Annotated in this window: 3 protein-coding genes; 1 reads left to right on the top strand and 2 read right to left on the bottom strand. The window is 69.3% G+C overall.

The window, feature by feature from the left end; all coding sequences use genetic code 11:
- Together JS528_RS11680 and nusA are read right to left on the bottom strand one after the other, a co-directional pair.
- A partial coding sequence (locus JS528_RS11680; protein ID WP_338069788.1) for a translation initiation factor IF-2 N-terminal domain-containing protein occupies positions 1-456 on the bottom strand: 456 nt, incomplete at its 3' end.
- Between the two features lie 209 nt (positions 457-665).
- A complete protein-coding gene (gene nusA / locus JS528_RS11405; RefSeq protein ID WP_214359153.1) occupies positions 666-1,697 on the bottom strand; it encodes a transcription termination factor NusA in 1,032 nt (343 codons plus the stop codon).
- Positions 1,698-1,850: 153 nt separating this feature from the next.
- On the opposite strand from nusA, the gene JS528_RS11410 reads away from it, so the two are divergent.
- The gene (locus JS528_RS11410; RefSeq protein WP_214359154.1) at positions 1,851-2,759 is read left to right on the top strand and encodes a hypothetical protein; all 909 of its coding nucleotides are present in this window, start codon (positions 1,851-1,853) and stop codon (positions 2,757-2,759) included.
- Positions 2,760-2,953: the final 194 nt, after the last annotated feature.

Raw genomic sequence — 2,953 nt, forward strand, 5'->3', positions numbered from 1 at the left:
GGGGGCGGGTGCCGGGCGTGGGGTGGGGCGGGGGTTGGGGGCACGGTGGGGCTGGCCTGTCGGCGCGGGCTGACGGGGGCGGGGGGGACGCGGAGCGAGGCGGGCGGGGGGGGGAGGCACGGCGTGCTGACGGGTCTCGCCGCCGCGGCGGGAGGCGGGGGGCGGTGGGGGGAGGGGGGCAGGGGCGGCCGGCTTCGGCGCCGCGGCGTGCGGGGCGGCCGGCTTGGCGGCTGCGGGCTTCGGGCCCGGAACGGCGGGCTTGGCGCCCTGCTTGCCGCCCTTGTCGCCGTGACCGTTCTGGTCGGCGAAGGCGGACTTCAGCTTGCGAACCACCGGGGGTTCGACGGTGGAGGAGGCGGACTTGACGAACTCCCCCATGTCCTTGAGCTTCTCCAGCACGGTCTTGCTGTCGACGCCAAGGGCCTTGGCAATTTCATAAACGCGTGGTTTCGCCACTACTTGTTCTCCTTATCGTGACCACGCGCCGGCGCGGTCAAATCTCGATGACGGCGAGCCTGTTCATCGTGCGACCATGATTGTGAATTCCTCATTCTTCGGCCGGGCATGCTTGCGCCCGGCATACCGCATCAAGCATACCCAGTACGCTGGATGTGCCACGCCCGACGATTTCGCCGGGCGCATGACCCGGCGACGTCCGATGGCGGTCAGTCAGCCTTCTCGGCCGCGACCTTCCTGGCATGGGCCTCGGCGGATTCGATGCCGATCTTCCAGCCGGTGAGCTTGGCGGCGAGACGGGCGTTCTGACCCTCCTTGCCGATGGCGAGGGAGAGCTGGTCGTCATGGATGAAGGCGATGGCCGTCTTGTTCTTCTCGCTGATGACCTGCACGCCGGTGGCCACGGCAGGGCTGAGGGCGGCCGCGACGAACTTGGCCGGGTCCTCGGAGTAGTCGACGATGTCGATCTTCTCGGGACCGAGGTTCTCCATCACGGCGCGCACGCGGGCGCCTCCGGGGCCGATCAGCGCACCCTTGGGGTTGACGCCGTCGGTGTTGGCCTTCACGGCGATCTTCGTGCGGGCTCCGGCCTCACGCGCGATCGCCATGATCGACACCGCGCCGGAGGTGAGCTCCGGCACCTCGCGCTCGAACAGACGACGCACCAGATCCGGGTGCGAACGGGAGACGACGACCTCGGGGCCACGCACGCCGCGGCCGACGGTCACGACGTACACGCGCAGACGCTCACCGTGACGGTAGCGCTCGCCCGGCACCTGCTCGCGACGCGGCAGCAGGGCCTCCACATCGCCCACGGCGATGTGCACGTTGGCCGGGTCCTTGACGTCCTGCTGGACGATGCCCGTGATGAGCTTGCCCCGCTGGTCGACGAAGGAGCCGAACACCCTCTCGTCCTCCGCGCGGCGGAAAAGCTGGGTGAGCACCTGGCGGGCGGTGGAGGCGGCGAGACGGCCGAAGTCCTTCGGCGTATCGTCATACTCCTCGCCGATGATCGGCGCCGGATGCGGATCCTCCTCGGTGGGCGTGCCCGGGGTCTCGTCGGCCGCCCACACCGTGAAGGTGCCGGCGCGCTCGTCGAGTTCGACGCGAGCGTGCTTGGCCGCGTGCGGGGTCTTGAGATACGCGAGTCGGAGCGCCTCCGAGAGTGCCGCGTCGAGCGTTTCCGCATCGATGCCCTGCTCCGCTGCGAGCTTGTGGATTGACGTCAGGTCCAGTTCCATTTCGCAAGACCTCCCTTAAGTTATTGCGGCGAATGGCCCGTCTGTGGCCGATATGGTCATAGTCGGTGTCTACTCTACTGTTTTATGCAGACACTTCGGGATACGGACGGTTCGTCGCCGGCATCGGGCTCGGCATCGGCATATGCGGAGCGCATGTCATGGACGCCCGGCGGCGGACGCGCGACCCGTACGACCCGCGCGTCGCACGCGCGCCTGCGTGCTACGGCCGTGCTGGCGGCCGCGATCATGCCGCTCGCCGGCTGCTCCGCACCCCATCTTCAGGCGCAGGTGGACGACGCCACGACGCTGAGCACCTGCGAAAGCGCCTATCTCGAGGCGTCCGGCGGCACCGGCGCGGTCCGTCGGACCGTCGGCGCGTCCGACGCCCGTCCCGTCATGATGCGCTATCTCGCCGCGCGCGCCTCCGCCGCCGAATGGACGACGGTCGCGGTCGGCTGCAACGGACGTTTCGCCGAGGGCACCCTGCGCTCGGCGCAGGCCTCGTATGCGGCGCAGGGTCTGGCCGCGCGTCTGGGCCTGTCCTCCCCCGCCCCGTCCTCCGTCGACTACGGCGACGTCGTCGGATTCGACATCGATCCCGACGCCCTGGCCGCGTTGTCGCTGGCCGAGGACCGCGCCGGCTTCTCGATCGAGGTGCTCGCCGCGCGCAAGGTGAGCGGCGCCACGCTCGCGATGTCCGACAACCACAAGACCGCGGCGGAGCGTCTGTTCACGCTCTCCGGCGCGGACAAGGACCCGCGGCTCAAGGTCTACACGGTCGACGACCTCATCGCCCATCCCGATGCGATCGATGATCCCGCCACCGGCATCGCCGCGAGCACCGTGTCCGTCGTGGAGATGAACTGCGCCCGCGAATACGTCGACGCGATCACCGACGCCGTCGGCGAATCGGATGACGCGGATTCCGACTCGACTGCCTCCGGCGCGACCGTCCATGCGTCGGACAGGACGCTGCGGTGGCTGTCGAGGGCCGCCGCCTCCCGCGCCTGGCGCGCCTTCGACCTCGGCTACCCCGCCGTCGACGCCGCCCTGTTCGTCTGATCCGCGTACCGCCCACCGGGCCGGCGCCGCCTCATCCCGCAGCGACCGGCCGGAATACGCAAAAGGGGGGTTATAGGCCAAAATGTGTGTCTGTTTCGGCTTGTGAGGCCTTGTGCTGATTGGCGTTTCGCTGGTTTGAATGTGGTTGCCGGGACTTTCAAGGCCGGCCAGAATGTGTGTCCGCAATGGGCTGC

Origin of the sequence: Bifidobacterium santillanense, assembly GCF_018555385.1 — a bacterium.
In the GTDB taxonomy this organism is placed as follows: Bacteria; Actinomycetota; Actinomycetes; order Actinomycetales; family Bifidobacteriaceae; genus Bifidobacterium; species Bifidobacterium santillanense.